23 protein-coding genes are annotated in these 25299 nt (G+C 70.1%); 11 read left to right on the forward strand and 12 right to left on the reverse strand.

Annotation, left to right across the window (positions count from 1 at the left end):
• Positions 1 to 105 precede the first annotated feature (105 nt).
• Together AMA02S_RS05435 and AMA02S_RS44610 are read left to right on the forward strand one after the other, a co-directional pair.
• Positions 106 to 675 (forward strand): CGNR zinc finger domain-containing protein, encoded by a 570-nt coding sequence (locus AMA02S_RS05435; protein WP_067452566.1) that lies wholly within the window; start codon positions 106 to 108, stop codon positions 673 to 675.
• A gap of 175 nt (positions 676 to 850) precedes the next feature.
• Positions 851 to 985, forward strand: coding sequence for a hypothetical protein (locus AMA02S_RS44610; RefSeq protein ID WP_281181843.1), 135 nt, complete (start codon positions 851 to 853; stop codon positions 983 to 985).
• A gap of 379 nt (positions 986 to 1364) precedes the next feature.
• Here the strand turns inward: AMA02S_RS44610 and AMA02S_RS05440 are convergent, their stop codons facing one another.
• Positions 1365 to 1910 (reverse strand): carboxymuconolactone decarboxylase family protein, encoded by a 546-nt coding sequence (locus AMA02S_RS05440; protein ID WP_067452568.1) that lies wholly within the window; start codon positions 1908 to 1910, stop codon positions 1365 to 1367.
• A gap of 110 nt (positions 1911 to 2020) precedes the next feature.
• On the opposite strand from AMA02S_RS05440, the gene AMA02S_RS05445 reads away from it, so the two are divergent.
• Together AMA02S_RS05445 and AMA02S_RS44615 are read left to right on the forward strand one after the other, a co-directional pair.
• Complete coding sequence (locus tag AMA02S_RS05445; RefSeq protein WP_067452571.1) at positions 2021 to 2836, forward strand: helix-turn-helix domain-containing protein; 816 nt, start codon at positions 2021 to 2023, stop codon at positions 2834 to 2836.
• 157 nt (positions 2837 to 2993) lie between these two features.
• Complete coding sequence (locus tag AMA02S_RS44615) at positions 2994 to 3125, forward strand: hypothetical protein (protein WP_281181844.1); 132 nt, start codon at positions 2994 to 2996, stop codon at positions 3123 to 3125.
• A gap of 190 nt (positions 3126 to 3315) precedes the next feature.
• On the opposite strand, the gene AMA02S_RS05455 is transcribed toward AMA02S_RS44615, so the two are convergent.
• On the reverse strand, positions 3316 to 3858 hold the full coding sequence (locus AMA02S_RS05455; RefSeq protein ID WP_067452577.1) for a hypothetical protein: 543 nt from the start codon (positions 3856 to 3858) through the stop codon (positions 3316 to 3318).
• A gap of 257 nt (positions 3859 to 4115) precedes the next feature.
• Between AMA02S_RS05455 and AMA02S_RS05460 the strand changes: the two genes are divergently transcribed.
• The 3 genes from AMA02S_RS05460 (at position 4116) to AMA02S_RS05470 (ending at position 6080) form a co-directional block, all read left to right on the forward strand.
• Positions 4116 to 4979, forward strand: coding sequence for an SAM-dependent methyltransferase (locus AMA02S_RS05460; protein ID WP_067452580.1), 864 nt, complete (start codon positions 4116 to 4118; stop codon positions 4977 to 4979).
• A 114-nt stretch (positions 4980 to 5093) separates the two neighbouring features.
• Positions 5094 to 5609 carry a cupin domain-containing protein gene (locus tag AMA02S_RS05465; protein ID WP_067452583.1) on the forward strand — a complete coding sequence of 172 codons (516 nt, stop codon included), beginning with the start codon at positions 5094 to 5096 and terminating at the stop codon, positions 5607 to 5609.
• A 12-nt stretch (positions 5610 to 5621) separates the two neighbouring features.
• Entirely contained in the window at positions 5622 to 6080 is a 459-nt protein-coding gene (locus AMA02S_RS05470; protein WP_067452586.1) for a hypothetical protein, read from the forward strand.
• Positions 6081 to 6268: 188 nt separating this feature from the next.
• Here the strand turns inward: AMA02S_RS05470 and AMA02S_RS05475 are convergent, their stop codons facing one another.
• The 3 genes from AMA02S_RS05475 to AMA02S_RS05485 all read right to left on the reverse strand — a co-directional run bounded on the left by AMA02S_RS05475 (position 6269) and on the right by AMA02S_RS05485 (position 10564).
• Positions 6269 to 7858 carry an outer membrane protein assembly factor BamB family protein gene (locus AMA02S_RS05475; RefSeq protein ID WP_218004859.1) on the reverse strand — a complete coding sequence of 530 codons (1590 nt, stop codon included), beginning with the start codon at positions 7856 to 7858 and terminating at the stop codon, positions 6269 to 6271.
• Between the two features lie 40 nt (positions 7859 to 7898).
• On the reverse strand, positions 7899 to 8867 hold the full coding sequence (locus AMA02S_RS43965; protein WP_067452592.1) for a LytR/AlgR family response regulator transcription factor: 969 nt from the start codon (positions 8865 to 8867) through the stop codon (positions 7899 to 7901).
• Between the two features lie 89 nt (positions 8868 to 8956).
• Complete coding sequence (locus AMA02S_RS05485; RefSeq protein WP_067452595.1) at positions 8957 to 10564, reverse strand: carboxylesterase/lipase family protein; 1608 nt, start codon at positions 10562 to 10564, stop codon at positions 8957 to 8959.
• Positions 10565 to 11158: 594 nt separating this feature from the next.
• Between AMA02S_RS05485 and AMA02S_RS05490 the strand changes: the two genes are divergently transcribed.
• Entirely contained in the window at positions 11159 to 13117 is a 1959-nt protein-coding gene (locus AMA02S_RS05490) for an ATP-binding protein (protein WP_169806782.1), read from the forward strand.
• On the opposite strand, the gene AMA02S_RS41365 is transcribed toward AMA02S_RS05490, so the two are convergent.
• Genes AMA02S_RS41365 through AMA02S_RS05500 form a run of 3 tightly spaced genes read right to left on the reverse strand, consistent with a single transcriptional unit; the run spans position 13053 to position 16017 of the window.
• Positions 13053 to 13676 carry a hypothetical protein gene (locus AMA02S_RS41365; RefSeq protein ID WP_157430400.1) on the reverse strand — a complete coding sequence of 208 codons (624 nt, stop codon included), beginning with the start codon at positions 13674 to 13676 and terminating at the stop codon, positions 13053 to 13055. The genes AMA02S_RS05490 and AMA02S_RS41365 overlap by 65 nt on opposite strands.
• A complete protein-coding gene (locus tag AMA02S_RS05495; protein ID WP_157430401.1) occupies positions 13673 to 14917 on the reverse strand; it encodes a hypothetical protein in 1245 nt (414 codons plus the stop codon). Before AMA02S_RS05495 ends, AMA02S_RS41365 begins: the two co-directional genes overlap by 4 nt.
• Before the next feature lie 2 nt (positions 14918 to 14919).
• Entirely contained in the window at positions 14920 to 16017 is a 1098-nt protein-coding gene (locus AMA02S_RS05500; RefSeq protein WP_067452602.1) for a hypothetical protein, read from the reverse strand.
• Between the two features lie 360 nt (positions 16018 to 16377).
• Here AMA02S_RS05500 and AMA02S_RS05505 point away from each other — a divergent pair, with 360 nt between their 5' ends.
• Positions 16378 to 19530: an AfsR/SARP family transcriptional regulator gene (locus AMA02S_RS05505; RefSeq protein WP_067452605.1), complete on the forward strand. Its 3153-nt coding sequence runs from the start codon at positions 16378 to 16380 to the stop codon at positions 19528 to 19530.
• Positions 19531 to 19943: 413 nt separating this feature from the next.
• Here the strand turns inward: AMA02S_RS05505 and AMA02S_RS05510 are convergent, their stop codons facing one another.
• Positions 19944 to 20606: a response regulator gene (locus tag AMA02S_RS05510; RefSeq protein WP_067452608.1), complete on the reverse strand. Its 663-nt coding sequence runs from the start codon at positions 20604 to 20606 to the stop codon at positions 19944 to 19946.
• Positions 20607 to 20849: 243 nt separating this feature from the next.
• Between AMA02S_RS05510 and AMA02S_RS05515 the strand changes: the two genes are divergently transcribed.
• Together AMA02S_RS05515 and AMA02S_RS42760 are read left to right on the forward strand one after the other, a co-directional pair.
• A complete protein-coding gene (locus AMA02S_RS05515; protein WP_067452611.1) occupies positions 20850 to 21680 on the forward strand; it encodes a helix-turn-helix domain-containing protein in 831 nt (276 codons plus the stop codon).
• A gap of 161 nt (positions 21681 to 21841) precedes the next feature.
• The gene (locus AMA02S_RS42760) at positions 21842 to 22198 is read left to right on the forward strand and encodes a hypothetical protein (RefSeq protein WP_084264674.1); all 357 of its coding nucleotides are present in this window, start codon (positions 21842 to 21844) and stop codon (positions 22196 to 22198) included.
• A 133-nt stretch (positions 22199 to 22331) separates the two neighbouring features.
• Here the strand turns inward: AMA02S_RS42760 and AMA02S_RS05525 are convergent, their stop codons facing one another.
• The 3 genes from AMA02S_RS05525 to AMA02S_RS05535 all read right to left on the reverse strand — a co-directional run bounded on the left by AMA02S_RS05525 (position 22332) and on the right by AMA02S_RS05535 (position 25134).
• Positions 22332 to 23219, reverse strand: coding sequence for a VOC family protein (locus tag AMA02S_RS05525; protein WP_157430402.1), 888 nt, complete (start codon positions 23217 to 23219; stop codon positions 22332 to 22334).
• A 113-nt stretch (positions 23220 to 23332) separates the two neighbouring features.
• Complete coding sequence (locus tag AMA02S_RS05530) at positions 23333 to 23842, reverse strand: hypothetical protein (RefSeq protein ID WP_067452617.1); 510 nt, start codon at positions 23840 to 23842, stop codon at positions 23333 to 23335.
• A 44-nt stretch (positions 23843 to 23886) separates the two neighbouring features.
• A complete protein-coding gene (locus tag AMA02S_RS05535; protein ID WP_084264678.1) occupies positions 23887 to 25134 on the reverse strand; it encodes an alpha/beta hydrolase in 1248 nt (415 codons plus the stop codon).
• Positions 25135 to 25299 lie beyond the last annotated feature (165 nt).

Raw genomic sequence — 25299 nt, forward strand, 5'->3', positions numbered from 1 at the left:
TCCCAGGCTTGCACGCCCGACTCGTCCTAACTGGCTATTTGAAGATAAGCGGTTAGCCGGTGATCGTCAACCGGCTAAGTCGCGTTAGCCGGGTAGAATCGAGGTGTGCAGTCGGAGCGCCGGTCGCGGCAGGAGGTTGCGGATCCCCGTCCGCTCGTCGGGGAGCCGCTGTTCCTCGACCTGCTCAACACGCGGTGGATCCACGACGGCGTCCTTCACGACCTGCTCGACTCCACCGGCGGGCTGGCCATCTGGCTGCGTTCGGCCGGACTGGACGACCGGGCGGCGGCCGACCGGGCAACGCTCGATGCCACCGTGCAGACCCGCGAGATCCTTCTGGCGCTCGTAGACCAGGCGCCCTCCCCCGAAACGGTGGACGCGCTCAACCAGGTCCTCGAACATGGCGCACTGCATTACCGGCTCGGCCCCGGCGGCCCAGAAGAGCACCCGCGAACCGACGCCCCCGCATGGCTGCCATCCTGGCTGGCCGCCACCGACTGCCTGCGGCTCCTGGCCGCAAGCCCCGACCGCGTCAAATCCTGTGCGCACCACGCTTGTGTGCTGCACTTCCATGACACGACCAAGAACGGCACCCGCCGCTGGTGTTCCATGGCCGTCTGCGGTAACCGCGCCAAAGCCGCCCGCCACTACGACCGGGCGAAAGCCAAGGCTTAAGTCACCCGGGCTGAACTGCAACCGAGATCAGGTCCGGGGACGACGGACGCCGGGAGCAGGAACCACCACCGGAAGCACCCGCGATCATCGATGTTGAGGAACGACGCCACACCGCCGAGCGTGCGACCCGGCCGGTCACTGCGCTGCCGGCCTGCTACATGATCAGTGCGTCGTCATGTGGGAGCGGCTGAGCTGTGCCGAGCATTCGGACGCTGCGGAAGGAGCCTGCGGGCACGCGGTAGATACGGATGCCATCGTGATCGTGGTCGATGACGCGTTGGACTTTGTCGACGAGCGTGAGAAGTTCTGATTCCGTGCAGACGATTTCACGTCAAGCAGGGCGCCAGACCGTTCACCCGCCTCCACGCCGAATCCGGTTGGCGTCGTCATAGCTATTGCCGGACGCGGCCGAACTCCAAAGCCGCGCCCGGCGCTCATGGAACCCGGAAGTGGTCATCGATCTGGATTCGCGACGATCACGGTTGGAGCGCTGTCGCCCATTCCTCTCCAGAGTCCCCCGGTCAGAAAGCTTTGGAAGGTATCAGCTGCAATATTCGGCTGCGGGGTCTGGGGTTCCGGTTCGTCGTCGACACGGGACCCGGACCACCTTCCAATCAGTGGGCCGGTTCCGCTCGGCCTCGCTGAGAGGGACGCCTATCTGCGCGCTTGAACGCTCGCGACAGGCTCGGTCACTTCCAGGCTTGGGGGCGTAGGGGCTGGTCCAGTTCGACGCGTCCGGCGAGGTTGTCGATGAGGCCGACCAGGCTGGCGAACGCGCATTCGGTGACCAGTTGCAGGAGGTCGGCCGGTTCGAGGCCCGCGTCGAGGGTGCGCTGGACGATCGTGTCGGACACGGCACCGCGGTCGGTCGCCAGGGCTGCGGCGAAGGCGTAGACCGCGGCTTGGAGCCGATCGCCGGGCTCGGCACCGCGCCGCATCGCCTCGATGTCCTTGTCGTCCAGGCCCAGTTGGGCGAGCACCGTGGAGTGGAAGGCGACGCCGTAGGCGTTGTCCACGGCGACCCCGACGGCCAGGCCGGCGATCTCTCGGTGCACCGGGTCGAAGGACGCGTCGTTGACGGCGCGGCGGAGGCCGTCGAAGCCGGCCAGGAGGGTCGGGCTCGCGGCGATGGTGGCGGCGAGGTTCGGCACGAAGCCCAGGTCGGCGGCGATCGTGTCGAGGATCGGCCGGGAGGCCGGCGGGGCCGTCTGCGGGGTGAGGATCGGGAGATGCATTCGGACTCCTTCGGGTTGAGCGGACGAGTCCACCCTGGACGGGGCGCGGGCGTGCCACGATTCCCTCGCAGGGAAGCGCGGCGGCTCGTCGGCGGTCGTAGGGTCGGCTCATGTCCGGATCGACCGCGGTGGCCGAGGTTTCCTTCGGTGCCCTGATTCGCTACTGGCGCCGGGTGCGGGCGATGAGCCAGCTCGATCTCGCGTCGGCGGCCATGACCACCCCGCGGCACATGAGTTTCCTGGAGACCGGACGATCGGCTCCGAGCCGGAAGATGGTGCTGCGGCTGGCGGGCGCGCTCGATGTCCCGCTGCGCGACCGGAACGGGCTGCTCGTGGCCGCCGGATTCGCTCCGCTGTTCCCGCACCGCGGGCTCGACGACCCTGCCCTCGACCGGGTCACCGCGGCCATCGGGCTGATGCTCGACCGCCACGATCCGCTGCCCGCCGTGGTGCTCGACCGCGGGTGGGGCCTGGTGGACGCCAACCGCGGAGCGGCGCACCTGTTCGGGGCGTTGCTCGCGCCGGAACCGATCCCCGACGAGGTCAACGTGCTGCGGTTGTTCCTCGAACCGGGCCCGGTTCGCGACGGCATCGCCAACTGGGAGCAGGTGGCACCCACGCTGCTCGAACGCGCCCGGCGCGAGGCGGTCGGCGGGGTGCCCGACCTCGCGACCGCCGAGCTCGTCCAGGAGCTGCGGGCCCGTCCCGAGGTCCAGGCCGTCGTCACGGCACCGGACACGATCGCGCCATTGATCCCCATCGTCGACGTGCATTTCCGCCTCGGCGCCGAGCACCTGCGGTTCTTCTCGATGGTGTCCAGCATCGGAACGCCCGTGGACGTCACGGCGCAGGAACTCCGTGTCGAGTCGTTCTTCCCTTCCGACGCCGCCACCGGCGACCGCTGGACGGCGCTGATCGGATCCTGACCACCGCACAGGGCGGTCAGGGAGCGGTGTGCTCTTCGGCGTCCAGCGCGGGTTCGGGCTCGGGAAGTGCGGCTCCGGGGGTTGGCGGGCGGAGTACGGCGAAGGCAGGATTGCGGGGGCTAGTCCGCCGAAGACTCCGGCTATCGCGGTCAGGGACATGGCGTCGACGAAGGCGTCCTTCGCGGCGTTGGCCAGGGTCAGGTCTCCGCTGGTGGCCGCGATGGCCAGCGCGTCGCCGATGGAGTCGCGGGCCGGGCCCGTGACGCCGTCCGGCATCGCGTCGGTGTAGGCGGCGGTGAGCACGCTGCCGAGGATGGCCACGTTGAGCGCCTGGCCCACCTGCTGGACGGCCTCGAAGCGTGGCTCGACCGGCCGGAGGCGCGCGGTTCCGCCATTTCTCGCGGGTCCTCCTGACGACCTTCGACATTGTTCTTCGGCGCTTGCAGAAATGCTTGTAGCGGCCTTTTGAGCGGGTGCGGTCAGGTTCCGGAGCGGCGGTGGCGGGTGTGGTCCGTCCCCGGCCCAGGACGAAGCCGCTCCACCACCGCCGCGACCAGACCGGCCGCCCGCGCCGCCGTCCCGACACCCGGACCGCGCCGTCCGAGCCGGGACGTCAGGCCGCCGGGCGGCCCGGCGGTGAGCGCGACGAGCACCGATCCCCCGGCCGACCGGGCGCCGCGCCGGGCGCCCGGCCGGACGGACGGCCGGGAGAACCGGCGCGTCGCCGCCGCACCGGAGACGAGCGGCGGGGCCGCCACCCCGACGATGGGCGGCGGCCATGCCGCCTCGCGCAGGTGGTCGGCCGACGGGTCATCTCCCGTCCTCGGCACCCGGAAGCCGGTCGGCGGCACCGCGACGGCCGGGAGGAGACCGAGCGCGATGCCGGCGACCGCCGGGTGGCGGCGCCGTGTCCCCGGCGTCCGGTCCGCCACCCCGAGCAGGGCGGCGGCCGGGAGGCCGATCAGGAGAGCGACCGCCTCGCCCGTGTGCCAGGCGTGGGCGAGCCGCTCCCCCGAGCACATCACACGATGAAGGACATGCCGATATCTCCTTTGCCGGGACCGCGGAAAGGGCGATCAATCCGATCGCGGCTCCCTTCCGGACGGACGGCGTCCACGAACGCGCCCCTGCAAGAAAGGTAGGACCACGGCCGCGGGCGTCGTAGGGCCCTAGGGCCCCAAACCGGCGCTTCGGGGGCCCTCGTCCAGCCGTGGCCATTCATGCCGCGCGCCGCCGCCGGCCGGGCCAGAATGGAAGATCACCAACGACCGGAGGACCCGTGGAAATCGATTCGTCCGTTCCGCATTCGGCGCGGATCTGGAACTACTGGCTGGACGGCAAGGAGAACTACCCCGTCGACCGGGAGGTGGGCGACGCGTTCGTCCAGATCTTCCCGGGCCAGGTCGACATCGCCCGGCACTCGCGGGCCTTCCTCGGCCGGGCCGTCCGGTACCTGGCGGGCGAGGCCGGCATCCGGCAGTTCCTCGACATCGGCACCGGGCTGCCGACCGTCGACAACACCCACGAGGTCGCCCAGCGCGTCGCGCCGGACGCGCGCATCGTCTATGTCGACAACGACCCGCTCGTGCTGACGCACGCCCGCGCCCTGCTGACCTCCACCCCCGAAGGCGTCACCGCCTACATCGACGCCGACATCCGCGACCCGGACGCGATCGTCGCCAAGGCCGCGGAGACGCTCGACTTCTCACGGCCGGTGGCGCTGCTGCTGCTCGGCATCCTCGGCCACCTCTCCGACGACGAGGACCCCGAGGGCGTCCTCGCGAGCCTGGTGGGCGCGCTCGCGCCGGGGAGCTTCGTGGTGATCAACGATGGGACGGACGTGTTCGGCGCCTCCTCCGAGGACGACCCCGGAAGCGACGCCGACGCCGACGCCGGCTCCGGCTCCGGCTCCGACGACGGCCAGGCGGACGCGACGGCCCGCGCTCGCGCCATCGCCCGCTACGTGGAGGCCGGCGGGACCGCCTACCACCTGCGCCCGCCCGAGCGGATCGCCGCCTATTTCGACGGGCTGGAGCTGGCCGAACCGGGGGTCGTCCCGGTGTCGCGCTGGCGCCCGGAGCCGTCCCCGTTCGGAGAGCCGCCGGAGCTGGACGCCTTCTGCGGAGTCGCCCGCCTCCCCTGACCTGGCCCCTTCCGCCCACCGCGCCCCGGGTAGGAGGGCGGCCTCCCGCCCGGCTCCCGCGGCCGGGCTCTCAGGCGCACCCCTAGAGTGCAAGGGAACCTAGGGGGAAGTGCCATGTCATATCCGGAACCCCGCTACCTCGGCGCGGGCGGGGAGAGCAGCGCCGTCCTGAAATCCGCGGACACTCCGGCCGACCTGGTCATCGGAGCCAGCGACGCAGACCGTGTCCACACCGGGACGCGCGTCACCTACCTGGGGACGGGCGGCTCCACGAACGGGGCGTTCGGGCTGTACCGGTGGGAGATGGGGGCGAACCCGTCCGGGCCGATGCCGCACTTCCACCGGACGATCACCGAGTCGTTCTACGTCCTGTCCGGGACGGTCAGGCTTCACGACGGGACGGGGTGGAGAGACACCTCGCCCGGCGACTTCCTGTTCGTCCCCGAGGGTGGCGTGCACGGCTTCCGCAACGAGTCCGGCGAGCCCGCCTCGATGCTGCTGCTCTTCACGCCCGGCGCGCCGCGCGAGGGGTACTTCGAGGAGCTCGCGGAGATCGCCACGTCCGGGCGGCAGCCGACCGAGGAGGAGTGGGCCGACATCTACGGGCGGCACGACCAGTACATGGTCTGACCGCCGTCCGGCTTGCGAGGACGGTTCGATCCGCAGGACCAGACGCAGTGGCAGGGCGGACGGGACTGGGTGTTCGCCGTCGACGCCGCGACCGGACGGATCGGGGCCCGCGAACGCGAGACCCAGGCCAGCGGCATCGCGTCCAGTGCCATCACGCTCGCCGGAGTGCCGCTGGCCGCCGGCGCGAACCGCTACCGGGCCGAGGTCATGGCGACCGACACGAGCGGCCGGGCCGCGACGTGGGTCGTCGAACAGGGGCTGAGCAACATCGGCGGAACGGTCACCCCGTGGGCGCCCGCGTCACGTGTGCTCGACGACTTCGGATCCGAGGGTTCGGTACCGGACGGGTGGGATCCACCGGAGATCATCCAATCGGGCCCGAACGCCGTGGTGCGATGCTCTCCGCCGCAGGGGCTGACGCTGGCCTACACGGTCAAGCTCCAGGCGACAGAGGGGCTGGCCGCCTCCTGACCGGGCCGCACGGCCACCGCCGTCGCGGGTTCGCCTGGCGTCCCGGGTCTGAGGGCGCCGGGACATGAGTGGGCGACCCGCCTGATGGGAGAGCTTCTTCGGCGGGCCGCCCGGTCTATGTGAACTACCGGACCACCGGTTACGAGGGCACTGGGTCACCGGTCACCGGAGGGTGGTCTACTGGCGGGTCACTGTCCCAAGGCCAGCAGCACGTAGCCCTTGTCGTTCGGGTAGGGGGTGAACATGTCGCCCGTGAGGACGTAGGCCATACCGTCCGAGACGACCACGCCGCCTCCACCGGAGATGGAGCCGCCGCGCCCGACTCCGGCGTTGACGGTCTGCACGTCGGCGATGGTGTCGTGGGCCCACAGGACCTTGCCGTCCGTGGCGGAGTAGGCCCGCACCTTGCCGTCCATGCTGCCGACCCACACCAGGCCGGGCGTGGTGGTCACCGCAGTCGGGTGCCCGAGGCGGCACTGGCTGGGATACTGCGACGCACCGCCGGTGGTGCAGCCGTCAGCAGGGTTGGGAGTGGTCCAGATGACGTGCCCGTTGGCCGGGTCGAGCGCGAACAGGGTGCCCGGGTTGGCCTGGTACGTCGCGACGTAGAGGCGCTGGCCGTCGAAGCTGGTGCCCCACTGGATACCGCTCAGGCCGCCGCCCGGCCGCGGCGTCGACAGCTGCCGCTGCCAGACGATCTTGCCGGTGTCGGCCTCCAGGACGTGGAAGACGCCGGCCTTCTGGCCGATGCCGATCAGCCGCTTGCCGCCCGCGGTGAACACGTTCGCCGTCGCGCCGAGGTCGAAGTCCAGGGCGGTGCCGTCGGGGAGGTTCGGGCAGTACTTCTGATCCTCGGGCGTGGGGCTGCTGCACTCCCGGCGCCAGGTGTCGACATCGGTCATCTTGCGCGTCCAGCGCGCCTTGCCGGTCTCGGCGTCCAGCGCGAGGACCGAGTCGAAGTCACCGCCGCTGCCGCTGTAGTTTTGCCCGGTGCCCACGTACACGGTGTTGGTCTCCGGGTCGATGACCGGCGAGCTCCAGACCCCGGCGCCGGACGGCCCGTAGCGCGGCACGCCGTTCGGCCACGTCCCGTCCTGCTTCGGCTCGGGGACGGTGTAGTACCGCCAGGCGAGCTTGCCGGTCTTGGCGTCCAGCGCGTCGAGATGACCGCGGAACGTGCAGCACGGGTGGTCCTTGCCCATGAGGTTCTCGCCGCTGGAGACGCCGACGTACACCCGGCCGCGGTACACGTGCGGGGAGCTGGTCACGGTGGCGCTGACGTGGGTCTCGATCCGCTCCGCCCACGCGAGCTTCCCGGTGGCCTGTTCGAGCGAGTAGATGTAGCCGCGGGTGTCGCCGAAGTACACCCGCCCGTCCGCCACCGAGGCGCCGTCGCGCACCTGCGCCATGCCGGTGCCGACGGTGGACAGGTCGAACTGCCATTTGGCGGCACCGGTCTTCGCGTCGCGGGCGTAGAACAGCCCGTTCGGCCCGCCGAAGTAGATGGTGTCACCGATCACGGCGGGCTGGCTGTGCGGCGGCCCGGACTGCCGGGGGAACCCGAACGCCCACTTCACCTTGAGCCCGCCGACGTTCTCGGGCGTGATCTGCTTTTCCATCGGGTTGTAGCGGGAGCCCTGCGCGTCCTTCGACCAGGTCGGCCAGTCTCCGGACGCCGCTCGTCCCGAGGCGCCGGTCACGCTGGAGGCCATGGCAAGGCACGCCACGGCGAGTGCGGCGGCCGCCTTGAGCAGGCGGCCGCGTCCCATCGGTTGCATCGTCGATCCCTTCACTTAGCGGGGGGCACCGGCCGGACGCTCAGAGCGAGCCCGGCCGGACGTTGCGGACCAGCCGGTCGCGGAGCGCGCCCGTGTTGCGCCGGCTGACGGTCAGCCGCGCGCCTCCGACGCGCAGCGTGCACCGTCCCTGGTCCAGGACCATCTCGTCGACATGGGCGAGGGCGACCAGGTGCGACCGGTGGATGCGCACGAAGCCGGCATCGCCCCACGCCTCCTCCAGCGCCGCGAGCGAGACCCGCACGAGGTGGGTGCCCGCCTGCGTGTAGAGCCGCGCGTAGTCGCCGTGCGCCTCGGCGTACCGCACGTCCGACCGTCGGACGAAACGGATGACGCCGCCCACTCCGGCCGGGATCACCTCCGCACCCGTGGCCGGCCGCCCGGGCGGGCGAATCGGGGTGCGCTCCGACGGCCGTCCGGGCGGCCGGGTCCGCGGCTCGGGCCCGGGCGGCTGATGCCGCCGCTCCGGTCCGAGTAGCCGCGCGACGTCGCCGAGCATCTCGCGCGTCACCGGTGGGCCGTACGCCGCGAGCGTCCCGCCGCCGAGCGGCACGGCCACCACCTGGCGTACCGGACAGCGAGGATCCTCGCAGCGCACCTGTCCGGTGCGCGAGTGCTCGACGGCGTCGGCGGTGTGATGCGCGCCCGCCCCGTCCCAGGCCAGCGGGCGCGCACCGTCTGTCAGCGCCACAGCGGCGCAGCCGAGTGCCAGTCGCAGATGCCGCGCGGCGGCCTCGGGCCCACCGGCCCGCGGCCCTCCGCGCAACGCCTCCGCCGCCCACGCGACCCGGCGAACCGCGAGCAGGCCCGCGTCCGCCTCCAGGTCGGGCTCGCGGAACCGGAGCGCCGGCATGGGCGCGAACCGGAGCGCTGGGCGGGGCCCGGCCCTCCCGCCCGGAGGCGGGACGGGAGGGCGGTGGCGGGCGGCGGACCGCATGCCGATGATCATCGCGGCGAGGCCGCACGCGCCGGCGACCACTGTGGCGTGCATGCACTCATGGAATCCATGCGCCCGCCGCTCTTCAATGGGCCGCCGCTGCTCTGGCACGTAGGGCAAAACATTGGACGTTCCCCGACAATTCAGCGCCGGAAGGGGGTGTAGCGGTCCCAGAAACCGCAGTGATGTTGCTCGCCGATCTCCCGCGTCAACTGGCTGTCACCTGCGGGAAGGAGCGACATCATGACGTTGTCGGTGTCGGTGAACCGGGACCAGAGCGGCGTTCCATCGACCGTCGGATTTCCGGTTCGCGCGAAACCCGTCCATTGCGCCGTCACCTGCGCACCGAGTGCCTTCTGGTTGGCAGTCAGTGTCGGGCCGTTCGGGAAGGGTGACAGGAACAAGACCTCGTTGATGTGGTATGAGCCGTTCGGCTTCGTCGCGTCCACGAAGAACGCTGGCGGCGGGTCCGGGTTGTCGTTCTGGTAGGCGAACACCGGGATATGGCGCGCCAGGCGCTTGTCGTTAAGCAGTGCCGGGCAAACCGAGTTGGAGTCGGCGACGATCGTCCGGGAGGCGATGAAGGGCGCCGGATCCGGGAAGCGCGCGAGCGGGTAAAGCTTCAATACCTCGTCCGCGATCGTGCCGTACTGCTGCCGTACCAGCGCCTCGTACTCCGCCGGCGTGTTCGCCAATCTCAGCTGCACTTCGTCACGATCGACACCGTGCATGAGGGCGACGTCGTTGACCATTCCCTTGGCGAATGCCTCACCGGGAGCGAGGGGAAGGGTCTTACCGTCCACCACGGGACCCTGCGTGCCCCTGTCGGGCCCGATCCCGTTTCCACCCTGATCCAGGATCTTCTGGACCGGAAGGGCGCGAAGACAGGCGGCGTCCGCACATCCGAGCGCCTTGGCGAAACGCTCGCCGGCGGCCTGACCCTCGGCTTCGGTCGGCAGCTTCGCCTTGCAGTCCTGCGGTTGCCACATCGTGTCGACACCGCGGAGCGAGTTGTACTCACCGCTTTGCGAGATCCCCTTGTGGAAGAGACCCTTCGCCGTCGGCGAGGCGGTGTTGGCGCATACGCTCGACCCACCGGCGGACGCACCGAAAATGGTCACGTTCTTCGGGTCGCCACCGAATTTCGCGATGTTGGTCTGCACCCACCGCAGTGCGGCTTGCTGATCCTGGATCGCGTAGTTTCCCGCGTTCTTTCCGAATCCCTCATGCGTGAGGAATCCGAAGAGCCCGAGCCGGTAGCCGACTCCCACGTGCAGGACGTTGCCGTTCTTGGCGAGATGCGATCCGTCGCCCGGCCCACCGAGCCGGAACCCGCCACCGTGCAGCTCGACCATCACCGGCAGCGGCGCGTCGACCTTCTGCGGCCGGACGATGTTCAGCTTCAGGCAGTCCTCGTTGACCGAACCCGGTCCGAGTCCCTGCGGCTGCGGGCACTGACTTCCCCGCTCGGTCGCCTGGCGCGTCGCCGTCCAGGCCGCGGCGGGCTCGGGCGGCGCCCACCGCAGCGTCCCCACCGGGGGCGCCGCATACGGCACCCCGAGCCATGAGTTGAGCCCGTCCGCTGCCAGACCGCACACCGGCCCGCGATCGGTCTGCACGACCGTCCCGTCCGCGCATGCGGGCGCCTGCTGGACCGTCCCGCCCGCCGGCGCCGACACCGCGAACGCCACCGTTGCGGCACCGGCCGACGTGACGGCGGCCAAGACCAGACGCCATCTTTTCGGCTTCATGATGAACGCCTTTCACACCCGACATCAGAGGCCCGAAACGTAAGCCGGATGGCCGCTCCCGGCCAGAGCGCCTGCAGACGAGCGGCACCATCCACTCGCTGACCGGTAGCACCTCGCCGCCGAACGGCCCCCGTGCAGGGCGGTGTCCAGCGCGGTCCGGAGCGGCCGAGGGTGGCCGCGCGGATCTCTGCAGCCGGACGAGCCCCTCGGGCGATCCAGAGCCCGCCCAGCATTTCGTACTTTCTACGACAAATTGCTGACCATTCTTGTCAAGAGATGTCGAAGCAAAATCGCTTAACAGGCGTGAAGAGTGCACTGATGGGGATCAAGCGGCCTGGCCACCGGGTACCCTGTTCGCCACTACCACGTCGATGGGATGGGGGGGTCGTGCAGTCGCCCGATGAACCGGAGCCGAACGACCCCTGGATAAATGAACTCACCCGGATGCACTCCGGTTCCAGCGTCCAGGCCAGATCCATCGAGGGCGGCGTTTACATCACCATGCCGCACTCTCCAACACTTCCGGCTCCTGCGCAACTGCCGTCACCCGGCTTATTCTCCAATCGCGGGGAGGAACTGACGAAACTGCGCGAGTTGGCCAGCGTTTCGGACGGGACCGACCAATCGCGCCTGGTCGTGATCACCGGTCCGGGCGGCGTCGGCAAGACCGCGTTGGCGCTGCACTGGTTACACAAGATCAAGGATGACTACGAGGGGCAGCTCTTCGTCGATCTGAGGGGGTTCTCGGGTACCGAGCCACTACCGCCGCAGGAGCCGCTGGAACGGTTCCTGCGGGCTCTCGGTACCAGTGCGGAGAGCCTTCCCGCAGACCTCGACGAACAGGCGGCGCTGCTCCGGTCGCTGACCACCGGCCGGCGCCTGATCATCTTGCTCGACAATGCGGTCTCCGCCGCCCAGGTGCGTCCGTTGCTGCCGGGAGGCGGAGGGTCGCTGATCGTGGTGACCACCCGGCTTCGGCTGTCCGGTCTGCTGGTGGACGGCGCCCGCTTCCTGGACGTGAGCCCGCTCAGCCTGCGGGGCGCGCTGGACCTTCTGAAGTCGCTGATCGGCGCTGACCGGATCGACGCCGAGAGCGATCACGCCAGGACCCTGGTGGCGTTGTGCGGAATGCTGCCGCTCGCGGTCTGCGCCTCCGGTGCCCGTCTCGCCGCCCGCCGCCGGTGGCCCATCGCCCGGGCGGTGGCCGAGCTCGGCGACGAGGCGCGCCGGCTGTCCACACTCCGCACCGAGGAGGGGGATATGTCGGTGAATGTGGTGTTCAACGCGTCCTATCAGGCCCTTGACGACGACCACGCCCGTGCCTACCGCCTGCTGGGAACCCACCCGGGAGAGGATTTCACCGTGGCACCCGCGGCGGCACTGCTCGGCGTCGAAGAGGGGCAGGCCGCAGAGCTTCTGAACGGTCTGACCGACGCCAGCCTCCTCATCGAGGAACCCGCGGAACGGTACCGATTCCATGATCTGGTCCGGCTGCACGCCCGTGAGAAGGCCGCCGAACTGGCTCCGAACTCCGGTCAGGGGAGGGCGTTCGCCAGGCTCGCCGACTGGTACCTGCGCGCCTCGGTCGCCGCGGATCTCGTCCTGCTGCCGGGCCGGTGGCACCTCGGCGACCGCTACGACGCCCCTGACCTGCCCGATCTCTTTCCTGACCGGCCGGCGGCACTGGACTGGCTTGAGCGTGAGCAGGCCAACCTGTCCGCGGTGGCTCAGGAGGCCCATCGCTCCGGGATGCACGCCGTGACCTGGCAGTTGTGCGAGGCCATGTGGCCGTTGTTCCTCAAACGCAAGCCTTATCGGCTGTGGCTCCGGCTCCACGAGGTCGGCCTTGCCGCCGCCGAATCCTGCGCCGACCCGCGGGCGCAGGCCCGGATGCTCGAAGGTCTCGGAATGGCCCACCTCAACCTCCAGAACTACGAGACCGCCCGAGACCACTACGAGACGGCGCTGCGCCTGGAGCGGCAAACCGAACACCTGCTCGGTGCGGCCGCCGCGCTCGAAGGACTCGGGATCACCGAACTGGCCGCCGATTCGGCGGGCCGCGCCATCGAGCTGTTCGGCCAGGCCAGGGACTTGCACGCCGGGCTGGGCCGCCCGCGCGGGGTCGCGCTCATGACGCGTCACGTCGGCGAGGCCCTCAGCGCGGCGGGCCGTCACTCGGACGCGGTCGACCAGCTCAGCGAGGCGTTGGAGATCTTCACGCGGCTGGACGAGCCCTATCACCGGGCCCGGACGCTGACCTGCCTCGGACGGGTCCATCTCCTGGCCGGTCGCCCCGACGCGGCGGCCACCGCCCTGCACGAATCGCTGGAGATCGCCCGCGCGGAAGGCGCCCGTCACGAGGTGGCCAGCATCCTGTGTGAGCTGAGCCGGATCGCGGCACACGAGGGTGACGACGCCGGCAGGCGTGGCTATCTGGAGGAGGCCCTCGCCATTTTCGCCGAGCTCGGTTCGCCCCAGGAGCGGGTGGTCAGAGAGCTCCTCGCTCCAACTCCCCCGGCCCGGCCCGACGACCCAGCAGATCCTCCACCATGACCTCCGCCCCAGGACGTACCGGCGCACGGCCGTACATCACGGTGAGCCTCGCCGTGGTCAGCGCTCCGATCGGCCGGCCGGATGTGAGCCACGCGTGGAAGGCGGAGGCGTACGACAGCACGTCGTCGTCCGCGCACACCCCGCCTCCCGCCGGCACAAGCCTCATACGCGCTCCGGGAATGGCCACGACATGCCCTCGCTGCCGCGAGCTCACGACCACGACCAGGCAACCGGGATAGGCCGCCCGGAGTTCCGCCAGCGCCGGCCACGGCGAGACAGACCGTTCATCACGGCGGACGATCACATCCGCGCACGAGCACCAGGCCGTCGAGCACGCACCCGGGCCCACCGCGAGGTGCTCGTCCCATGGCGGCGGACCGGGCACCAGGGCGTCGTCCTGTTCGATACCGGCGGCCGTCCGACGCAGATTCACGAACATCCGCACCGCCCGTCCGCCGTCCACCAGCACCCGTTCCGTTCCCTGGCTCCGCCAAGCGTTCAGGTCGCCGCCGCCGGGATCGTCCCAGACACGGACAAGAGAGATGTCTCCGGTCATCATGCCGCCCGCAGTCCGTCGTAGGGGATCGCGGCGGGCGCCGGGACGGGGGCGATGTCCGGCGGGGACGCGGTGTCCGGCAGCCGCATGAGCCGGTACATCTCCTGGCGGATCAAGGCGGCGGCCTCACCGGGCCGGGAGGACAGGTCCCGGCGGAAGGCGTCGTGGACGGCCGGTCCGAAGCAGTGCTCCGCGTCGTCGATCTGCGGGCCCAGTGGTGCGTTCCAGTCGACGCGCGGTGCCACCGCGCCAAGCCTGGCCGTGTGGGAGCCCGGCGCCACGCTGTCCTCCGGGAAGGCGCCGAGCAGGACCGGAAGGCCGAGGGCGGCACCGTAGCTGGTCACCGAACCGTGGTCGCCGATGATGCCGTCGGCGGCGACGAGGGCCGCGCGCCACCCCTCTTCGGGGGGAAGGAGCCGGACGCCGAGCCGCAGGCAGTCCGCATGCCACGCCATCAGCTGCCGCCTGCCATACCACGTCCAGATGTGCGGGTGCAGGGCCGCGACGACCTCGTACTCCTCGCGCGGCAACTCCGCCGCCACCCGCGAGAGCAGGTCGGGATGCTGCCCGAACAGCGAGTCCTGGTTCCAGGTGGAGCTGACGAAGATCAGCCGCCGGCCGGGCTCCACACCAAGGGCACGGCGGTAGGTCTCCCGGTGCGGGATGCTCGCCACCAGCCGGTCGAGGCACGGGTCGCCGCCGACGAAGGCCACCGGACGCGCCTCCGGGCATTCGCGCTCCAGCACGTCGAGATGCCGTTCATGCGCGAGGACGATCGACGACGGCACCACCCGTCCACCGACGACCAGTCGCTCCCTGATCAGGCTCGTCACCGGCCGCGCAGCCGGCGGCCCGGAACCGTGATAGCGGCCGAGGAGCTTGCCCGGGCCCGTACCGTGCGGCACGGTCATGACCGGCGCATGGAGCCCGTCCAGCATGCCGTGGCTTGCCGCGACGGCGAGGTCGAACCGCGATGCGGCTGCCTGCCGCCAGGGCAGCACCACGCCACCGAGCCGGTGCAGGAACTCCTCAAGCCCGCGAGTGAAGATCGACGCGGGCGCGGCGGTGTAGGCCACCACCACCCTGCGGTCGCTTTCCAGGAGCGGCAGGACGTCCGCCAGCCTCGTGGCCGCCGTCACGTGATGCGCGACCGCGAGGACCTTGCGTTGCGCGGGCATGGTCGCCCCCTTCGGCGCGTCCAGGCCGAAAGGCCCCGGCGCCCACATGTCCACAGGTAAGTGCATGGTCACCCTCCTCGGGTGAGGTTCGTCAGAAGTTCCGCCGGGTACTCGATGCGGAAAGGCGGGGACACCGGATCTGCGACCGGAATGGTCGCCGGTTGTGAGAGCCGCAGGAGCTTGTACATCAGGCGCCGCATGTTGCGGTCGAACCGTCCGGGCGCCGAAGTGATCCCCTCGACCACCGGCCGGCCCCGTTCCGGCCGCCACCATTCGGCCGCCTCCCGCAACTGGGCCTGCATCGGATGATGAACCGAAAGGCACGGTGCTACACGCGCCACCTGCGCATAGCCCGACCCGTGGGACCCGCTGAGGCGGGTGGTCAGGACGACCGGGGCCCCCGTGATCGTCGCGTAGCGGATGATCGGCCCGGATCCGCCGATCACCCAGTCCGCGGCGACCACCGCCGCCCGCCAGTCCGCGTCGGGCGGCATGAGCCCGAGCCCGTTCCGGAGTGGGCCGGCCAGCCCAGGGCCGCCCATGCATGCCTCGCTCCCCAGCTCGGGCACCCCCAGAACGCGGTACCCGTCGGACGGCAGTTCGTCGAGCAGCCTGCGGACGACCTCGTGGGACCGGTGAACGCACCGGCACGGGCCGTCCGCGCAGGCTCCGTGCCCGCCGCACGCTGGCAGCACCGCCACGACGAGCCTCTGGCCACCGCCGATACCGAACGCGCGCCGATAGAAGTCGCGAAGCGGCAGGCTGGCCACCAGACGATCGTGGATCGAGTCGCCGACCACGGTCCATGTGTCCGGTGGACCACCGATCGCGGGAGCGCGCTCCTCCGCCCCGTGCGCGAGGGCGATCGTGACCGGAACTCGACCTGGCGGCGCCTGCGGGGCAGGGCTCGGCTGTCCCGTCATGTGACGCCGGACCACCTCGGCCGCGGCAGGCAGGACGATCTGCGGGGCGGGTGGCGCCGGGCCCGGGACGGCGGTCGCAGTGATCACCAGCCCGAAATCGCCTCTGCCGGTGTCCTGCCATGGCACGACCAGGGCCCCCGCGTCCCTGAGCAGTGCCTCCGCCGCCGTTCCCGCCGGCCCGGGCCTAGCCGTGAACACCACGCGCAGACGCGGATCCGCCCCCGCCAGGCGTGCCACGTCCATCAGGGACCGCCCTGGAATGGGCGAGTCCGTTATCACCAAAACAGTGCGCCGATCCCCCGAGTTTCCCCACCACCCAGGGTCCAGCCCGACCAAGGTCCGACGCCATTCGAAGCCGGACATCCCCGTCAATGATCCCCCTTATGCCAACGGACTACTGGCATCCGTCCTCCGTCGCAGATCGAAATGATCTGCCTCCAGGAACGAGGATCCGTGGCACGTCTTGACGAAAACTTGCAATAGCCCTGACAACATCAGTCGCCGAGTCCCAGGTTGGCCAAGTTAATCATGCCTCGATTCTGGCCAGGCAACGCGGGCGGTGCAAAAATCGACTCAGGAGGAGATTTCCACAAAGGGGCACCGGTGGAGTTCCGCGTCATAGGCCCCGTTGAGCTGTGGATCGACGGCCAGCGGAGGAACCTCGGAACAACCAAGGCACGATGCGTCCTTGCGGTGCTGCTCCTCACGGCGCGGCAGCCCGTATCCGCGGAGAGCCTCATCCACCGGGTGTGGGACAAACCTCCGGCCAAGGCGCGACAGAGCCTCTACTCCTACATCACCCGATTGCGTGACCAGCTGAAAGGCGTGGCCGGCGTCGAACTGACGTCCCGTCAGGGCGGCTACACGCTCGATGTCGCGGACGAGGCCGTCGACCTGTACCGCTTCCGGTTGTTGCGGGACCAGGCCCGGGCCATCGCCGAGAGCGGCGACGACGAGTACGCCCTCGACCACCATCGTCAGGCGGCCTCGTTATGCACGGGAATCCCGCTTGCCGATCTGGCCGGTGGCTGGGCCGACCGCACCCGTCAGAGCCTGGAGGAGGAGATCCTCGCGGCCGCGTTCGAGCGCGTCGACATCGAGTTGCGCCGCGGCCATCACGCCGACCTGGTGCGCGAGTTGTCGGCGCTGGCCGGGCGCCATCCCTTCGACGAGCGGCCGGTCGAGCGGCTGATGGTGGCGCTGTTCCGCTCCGGCCGCCAGGCCGAGGCACTGCGGGCTTACCGACGGACCCAGGTTCTTCTGGCGGAGGAGATGGGCACCGACCCCGGGCCGGGACTCCGGGATCTGCATCAGCGCATCCTGCGCGCCGACGCGGAGCTGCTGCGCGTCCCCGGGACCCGGCTCGCCGTCGACCGCCGGCCGCACAACCTGCCACCCGACGTCCCCGCGTTCACCGGCCGGCACGCAGAACTCCGGCAGCTCCTCGACGCCGTCCCGGCGACCGCGTCCGGGACGGCACCGCCCGCGCCCGGCTCAGCGGTCACCGTCATCACGGTCGACGGGATGCCCGGGGTCGGCAAGTCGGCGCTGGCCCTCCACCTCGCCCACCGCCTGGTCGATTCCTATCCGGACGGCCATGTCTTCCTGGACCTGCACGCACACGACCACCGGCAGGAGTCGCTGGACCCTGCGATCGCCCTGGACACCCTTCTGCGCGCCATCGGTGTCCCGACGACGCGGATCCCCCGGGCCCTGGACGAGCGGGCGGCACTGTGGCGGTCCCAACTGGCGAACAGCAAGATGATCATCGTCCTGGACGACGCCGCGTCGCACGAGCAGGTCAGACCGCTGCTTCCGGCCTCCCCCGGATGCCTGGTCATCGTGACCAGCCGCCGGCGGCTGGCCGGGCTCCACGACTCGCATCCGCTGTCCCTGGACGTCCTGCCCGTCAGCGACGCCATCACGCTGTTCAGGAGCGTCGCCGGGATCGGCCGGGCACCGGACGACTCCGCCGTCGCCGCCGTGGTCAGCCGCTGCGGCCAACTCCCGCTGGCGGTGCGGATCGCGGCGAGCCGGCTGCGGCACCGGCGGGCCTGGGGCGTCGACGACCTGCTCGCGCGGCTGATGTCGGGCGGCCGGCGGCTGGAGGAGTTACGGGTCGAGGGAAGCGAGATCACGGTGGTGTTCGAGGTCTCCTACCGCGGGCTGTCCCCTTCCCTGCGCGAGGCGTTCCGCGCGTTCGGCCTACATCCCGGTCCCGACCTGACGGCACATGTCGCCGCGGCGATCCTCGGCCGGTCCGCCCACGAGGCGGAACGCGTCCTGGAAGACCTCCTCGACCGGCATCTGATCACTGAGCCCCTCCGGGGGCGGTACCGCTTCCACGACCTCGTGCACGAGTACGCGAGGCGCCTGGCCCACGAGGAGGACTCCGAGGACGAGCGGCGCCGGACCGTCCACCGGATCCTGGACTACTACCTGGCCGCTGCGGACCGCGCCCACCGGCTGCTCTCTCCCGGGCCGCACGGCGAGCACCTCCACCTCGTCCATACGCCGGAGCTACCGCCCCTGGAAACCGAGCGGCAGGCACAGGAATGGTTCACCGCAGAACACGCCTGCCTGCTGAACGCGGCCCAGCACGCGGCCGCGCACGCATGGCCCGACCATGTCGCGCGGCTGGCCCGCGCCCTCGCCGACCACCTGGAATCAGGTGGGCACTGGGAGGCCGCCGCCAGGCTCCACCAGAGCGCGATCGTCGCCCGGCGGGAACTGGGCGACCGTATGGGAATCGCGCACGCGCTCGCCGATCTCAGTCTCATCCGTTTTCGCGGTGGCGAATACGGCAGCGCGCTCGATGACGCGGCGCAGGCGCTGTCGATCTACCGGTCGATGTCCGAACGGCAGCGCGAAGCCGACGTGCTCTCACATATGAGCCTGATCCACTGGCACCGTTCACAGTTTCCGCAGGCCCTGTCCCGCTGCCGGGAGGCACTGGAAATTCGACGGCTGCTCGGCGACCGGCGCGGCGAGGCCAGGTGCCTCGACCATACGGCGATCTTTCTGGAATACACCGGCGACTACCAGGAGGCGCTGCGTTCCCGCGAGCGCGCGCTCGCCATCTTCACCGAGATCGATGACGCGCGCGGCCGGACGATGGCCTTGAACAACATGGGTGACCTGGCACTGCGCATGGGCGACATCGACGCGGCCGTCCGGCACTACGGCAACACCGCCGCCGCGGCCGCGGAGCTGGGTCGCCAGCATCAGGCGATCTGGCTCATCAACATGGCCAATGTGCACCGGTACACCGGCAGTGATGACATCGCTTTGAAAAAGTACAGAGAAGCCCTGGCGATAGCGATGCAGATCGGCGATCGACGCAGCGAGATCGAAACACTGATCGGGATTGGCGCAACTTTTCAAAGTAGCGGACGAAATGGCGAGGCGCTTATTCATCATCAGAAAGCGCTCGCTATTTCAAGAACCATCAGTGAGCGCTATGAGGAAACTCTGGCCCTTCGGCATATGGGCGAGACGCTGGCGGAGTCCGGACGCTACTCCACGGCCCTCGACCGCCTTCGGGAGGCTCGCGATCTCGCCGAGCTGATCGGCGTCCCGTACGAGACGGGCAAGGCGCTGGAGAGCATGGGAACGGCATTGCTGCACACCACAGGCCCCGAGGCCGCGCGGGAGTGCTGGCAGAACGCCTTGGAGATCTTCGACTCCATAGCCGTCCCCGAAGGGGAGTCGGTCCGGACCCGGCTCCGGGCCATCGGCGACGCCGCCGGCTCATAGCCGCCTTTCCGTTGACCAGCGCGAATACCTACCACCTCCTTCGCGCAACTCTCATTTCCACCCAAACGAAAAATTAGCCCTCAAGATCGCTGGAACTGTGGCCGCGCGGGGCCGAACACGGCTAGGCTGTATCGCGATATCAGACAAGACCGATATCTCTCCTATTTCTATACAAAGATGCAGAGAGGTCCCCCGCTGGTGAAACGTCTTCTGACCACAGCCCTTCTCGCGGCCACCACTGTCGCTGGGATTGCGACGGTGGCCGTAGCGGCACCGTCGCATACCCAGGTACACACGACGGCGGCACCGCAGAGGACGTTGGTTCATATGACCTGACGGCGGCTCCCGATATCGGGCAAGGGTGGGGCGAACGAAGGCCCCACCCTTGTTTTGTGTCCGGGCACACCGTGGGGTCAGGTCTCACAGAGGCCGGCTTCGTAGGCCAGAAGGCCCGCCTGGGTGCGGTTCGCGCAGTCGAGCTTCATCAGCAGGCGGGAGACGTAGCCCTTGACCGTGGCCTCGGTGAGGTGGAGACGGCGGCCGATCTCGGCGTTGGACATGCCCTCGCCGAGGCAGGTCAGAACCTCGGTCTCGCGCTCGGTCAGGGCTTCGACCAGGGTCTCGCGGCGCCGGTCGGCGCGGCGGCGGTCATCGGCCGAGGACAGCAGACGGCGGGTCGCGGTCGGCGACATCACGGTGTGCCCGTCCGCGGCGACCCGGATGAGGCCGACGAGATGCTCGGGCGGCGTCGACTTGAGCAGGAAGCCCGCCGCGCCGGCGCGCAGGGCGCGCAGGACGTAGGCGTCGGCGTCGAAGGTGGTGAGCGCGACGACCACCGGCGGGCGGCGCAGGGCGGCGATGCGCTCGATGGCGGTCAGGCCGTCCACGCCGGGCATCCGCAGGTCCATCAGGACGACGTCGGGGCCGAGCCGCAGGACGGACTCGACCGCCTCCGCCCCGTCATGGGCCTCGCCGACGACGTTCAGCCCGTCCTCGGCGGTGAGGATCGTCCGCAGGTGCGCGCACACCATGGGCTCGTCGTCGACCACGAGCAGCTTGATCGGCACTGCGCCCATCGGGTGGGCCCGCCCCTCCGGCACCGGGAACGTTCGGTGCGAGATTACCCCGGCGGGCAGTCGCGTTGATCGTGTCTGCGGCGGGCACCTACGAAAGTCGTGGGCGACGACGAGGGACCCCCACCTTCGTCGCGTCGGACCTCGCCCCCTCGACGCGCACGCGGATCTCTTCCGATGAGATCGACTGACGCTGTGTTACCGATTCACTGCGCAGAGCGGCCGTCCGTGACGCACGATAGGGGCATGCCGGTCGACTATCGCGCACCGAACATCAACGCCCGAAGGCTGGGTCTCCACTTCCGTCAAATCCGTGAGGCGTTCGAACTGTCCTACGACGCCGCGGCGGCACGGCTCGGCCGCGACGCGGACTGGCTCATCCGGTTGGAGACCGGATTCGAGCAGGTCACCCCGGAGGAGGCCCGCGACGTCCTGGACGGCTACGGGGTCCCGCCGCACGACATGCGGACCGTGGTGATCGACCTCGCGTCCCGCCCGGCCGGCCCATCCTGGCTCGCCCCGCACGCGGGACGGCTGAAAGCGCTGGTCCGCGACCTGTACACGCTGGAGTCGGAGGCGACGGTCGTGCACACCTACGGCATCCCGGTGATGCCCGAGCTGGTGCGCTCGGAGCGGTACGCCCGGCTCGGCTTCGAGCACAGCATCCCCGAGGTGGACGTCGACGAGGAATGGGACCTGCTCGACCACCGGCAGCGGCACCGGCCGGGCGGGCACTCCAGGGCGCTGGACGTCATCTTCTGCGAGACCGCGCTGCGGAACGGGCCGCCGGACGTGCTGCACGGGCAGTGCGCCCACCTGCTGGAGATGTCCGAGGACGACCATGCGACCGTCCGCGTCATCCCCTTCGACGTCGGCGCGCACGCCGGGCTCCAGGGCTCCTTCGACGTGCTGGAGTTCCCCATCATCAAAGACAAGATCTCGTTAGTCCACACGGCGCTCGGCATCGACCTGGCGGGCTGCGATCTGTCCCGCACCTGGAAGCTGATCGAAGACGTCGCGCTCTCCCCCGCCGCCAGCCGCGACATGATCCACACGGCGATGAGCGGCTACCGCTGACGGGCGGACACCGTCTGGAGCGTCGATGTCGATCCGCATCGGGGCGGGCAGGATGCGGATGGCCCGCTCGCTGTAGCGCTCGTCGATGTGCGCGGTGATAGCACGGCGCCTTCGATGCTCTGGTCGCTGAGCGTGAAGCAGTCGACGAGGACGTCCGGGAAGTGGACGGTGCAGAGGTCGGCGATGTCGCTCAGCCCGGTGCGGCTGCCGATGAGGACTCCGTCACCGGGCACCGCGACCTCGACACCTCGACCACCGATCTCGCGGACGCCGCGATACGCGCGCTGCTCGGCCGGTCCGGGCGGGACCTGGTCGGCGTCTCCTGCCTGGCCGCGGGCACCGACCAGATCTTCGCCCGGGCCGTCCTGGACCTGGGCGGGCGGCTGGAGGTCATCATCCCCGCCGCCGGGTACGCCGCCTCCCTCGGCGTCCGGGCACGCCGCGGCTTCGAGGAGCTCAAGGGCCGCGCGTCCCGCATCCTGCGGCTCGCGCACACCTCCCCCGGCCCGGACCCCTAACTGGACGCGGAGCTGATGATGCTCGACCAGGCCGAGGGCCTCATCGCCGTCTGGGACGGCGCGCCCGCACGTGGGCGCGGCGGGACGGCCGAGATCGTCGAACATGCCCGCCGCCGCCACATGACCGTGCACATCATCTGGCCGGAGGGGGCGGTTCGCGGCGAATCCCCGGAAACGGGTCCGCCATATGCCGCGGGCGCGTCCTGACCTCCGCGGCGACCGCCTCCGAGGGGGTGAAGATCCCGAGTCGGGCGCCGGTGGGGTCGGTCACGATGCTGAACCGGCCGTGCACGGCGTCGTTCGGGGGAATCTCGATCGCGGCCCCCAGCTCGACGGCCCGGGCGGTGGAGGCGTCGCAGTCGGCGACCCAGAAGTAGGGAATCCAGTACGCCGGCTGGCGCTCGGACCAGAGCTCGTCCATGAAGAACATGCCCGCCAGCGGCCGGTTCCCGTGTATCCAGTCGGTGTAGACGGACGGGTAGTAGGTCTGGTCGGCGGCCCTCCAGCGGTCGTAGGTCCGATCGAGGCCCTTCCAGCCGAAGACCTGGCCGTAGAAGCGCTTGGCCTCCTCGGTGTCGACGCAGCACAGCTCGAACCAGCACATCGCCGAAGGCTCGTCCATCACGTCGGCGCCCGGATGGTCCCATCCCTCCCAGATGCCGAAGTCCGCGCCCTGCGTGTCGGCGCACACCGCCATGCGCCCGAGGTTGGCGAGGGCGGTGGGTTCGACCAGCGTGCTCCCGCCGACGTCGAGCACGGCCTGCAACGTGACCTCCACGTCGTCGCTGTAGACGAAGCACGTCCACGAAGGCGGCTGGGTGTCGTCCGCCAGAGACTGCATCTGGGCCACCGTGGGGCCCTGTGCCCCACCCAGGGTGAACATCTCGTAGTCGCCGAACGCGTCAACGGTCAGCGTGTAGGAGGTCCAGCCGAACAGCTCGCGGTAGAAGGCCGTGGACGCACCGAGGTTCGGAGTGGCCAGATCCGCCCAGCAGGGATCTCCCGCGACATACCTGGTCACCAACGGCATAGGCGGCCCTCTACAGCACGCATGATCACCACGCTACGAAGTCGGACGCAATCCCAACGCCCCTACATAGGTGAAATTTCCACAAAATCGCCCTGAGGTCCTAATCAGACAGCGACCACCGTCTGAAGCAGACCCCAGACGAAATGGGCCACATACGAGGAACCGTCCGGCGTGGAGAACGTGACATGCCAGCGGCTCGGCGCCTCACCGTCCTGGTGGGCCACCGCGCCGAAGCGCGCGTCCAGGTCGCCGATGACACAGGACCACGGGACCAGGTCATCGACCGACTCCAGCCGAGGGACCGGCGCCCCCGCGTCCCGGACGAGCCACTCCTGCATGACCGACCCGTCCGGTGCCATCACGATCTCGAAGCGGAGACCGGGCCACAGCGGCAGCGGCGGCCACCACGCCACCGCGCACGAGACATCGCCGACGCTGCGCGGCTCGACGGCCGCCGGCGGGCCGAGGACGGTCTCGTACCGGCGCTGCCCGCGCGGGAACGTCCGCGACCGGACGATCCGCTGCCAGCGGGCGTTCACCTCGCGCATCTCCGTGCGGGACGCGTCCAGAGCGCGCATCGCCTCGTCCACCATGGCGGGCTGGTAGTCGGCCATGCGCCGCAGCAGGACGAGCTGGAACTCCCGCCTCGCGAACCCTTTCAGGACTTGCGGGCGCCGATGGCTGCGGCGATGCCGGGCCAGCTCTTGGCGAGCTCGCGTTTCCAGTACTTCCAGTTGTGCATGCCCGGACCGTACATGTTGGCGGTGATCGGGATGCCCGCGTTCCGCGCGGCCTGCACGAAATTGGTGTTCATCACTCCGGCGAGCTGCTCGCCGATCCGGCCCGCGTGCCAGGGCACGGTGTCAGGCGGGTCGTAGGGGCCGGGCCGCCCGTCGCCGGAGGAGACATAGACGCCGGTGCCCCTCAGCCTGGCCACCATGACGGTCGCGTCGTGCGCGCGCCAGTTCTCGTGGTCGAGGACCGGGTCACCCCAGATCGCGGTGCCGGCCTCCTTGTTCATCAAGGTCAGGATCGCCGGCATCCCCGGCGCGGTGATGTTGAGGGGCCCGCTGTAGGAGGCGACATACCTGAACAGCCCCGGGTGCCGCTCGGCGTAGGTGACGGCGCCCTGCCCGCCGGACGACAACCCGATCGCGGCTCGGCGCGCGCCCGCCCGGAAGTTGCGTTCCATCAGCGGGATGACCTCGTTGATGTGGAAGTTCTCCCATTCGGGGATGCCGCCCCGGCCGCGATTCCACCAGTTGGTGTACGAGCCGTTCCAGCCGCCCTCGGGCATGATCACCAGGGCGTTGTACCGGGCCGTCACCTGCTCGATGTTGGAGTCCCTCGTCCAGGACGTGTACTTGTTGTTGCCGCCGTGGAAGGCGTACACGGTCGGCCACGTGCGGGCGGACGACGCCTTCCACCCCTTCGGGATCATCACCCGGGTCTTCACGGTGGTGCCCAACGCGGGAGAGGCGATCGAGACGTCGAACTGCGTCGAGTTCACCTTGGCGACCTTGGTGATCGCCGCGCCGTCGTCGGCCCTCGTGTACTTGCCCGGACGGATGCCGCCCGGCAACTGCGGCTTCCTGCCGTGCTGGCCCGCGTTGCGGTCGGGGTCGCTCAGGCTCGGCGCGCCACCGCCGGTCTGGAACGGGTTCGTCCTCAGTGCCTTCGCGGGCAGCTTCGGTGCAGCGGACGAGGTGGGCGTGGGCGACGCGGGCCTCTCCGGCTCGGCCAGCGGCCCGAACGAGGGCACCGTCTCGTTCTGATTCGCCGTGTCCCTCTTACCGGACGAGGTACCCACACCGGCATGGACGAGCCCGACCATCACTGCGGGCAACAGCACGGCGGCGGCGACGGAACCCGCGAGAGCGATCTTCCTGTCCGTACGCTTCTTCATGGACTCCCCAGCCGATCGAGCCGACCCGGCCCGGCACACCAGACGCCCGTCGAAACTACTGTCCCAGCGGACCTACTCGCAAGTATTTACAACGAGTGCAATAGCGCCCCCGGGACAGCCCCGCGACACCTCGATGATCTTCACCTGCCGCGATGGCGGGCGGGC

Source organism: Actinomadura macra NBRC 14102 (assembly GCF_001552215.1).
GTDB classification, from domain to species: Bacteria; Actinomycetota; Actinomycetes; order Streptosporangiales; family Streptosporangiaceae; genus Spirillospora; species Spirillospora macra.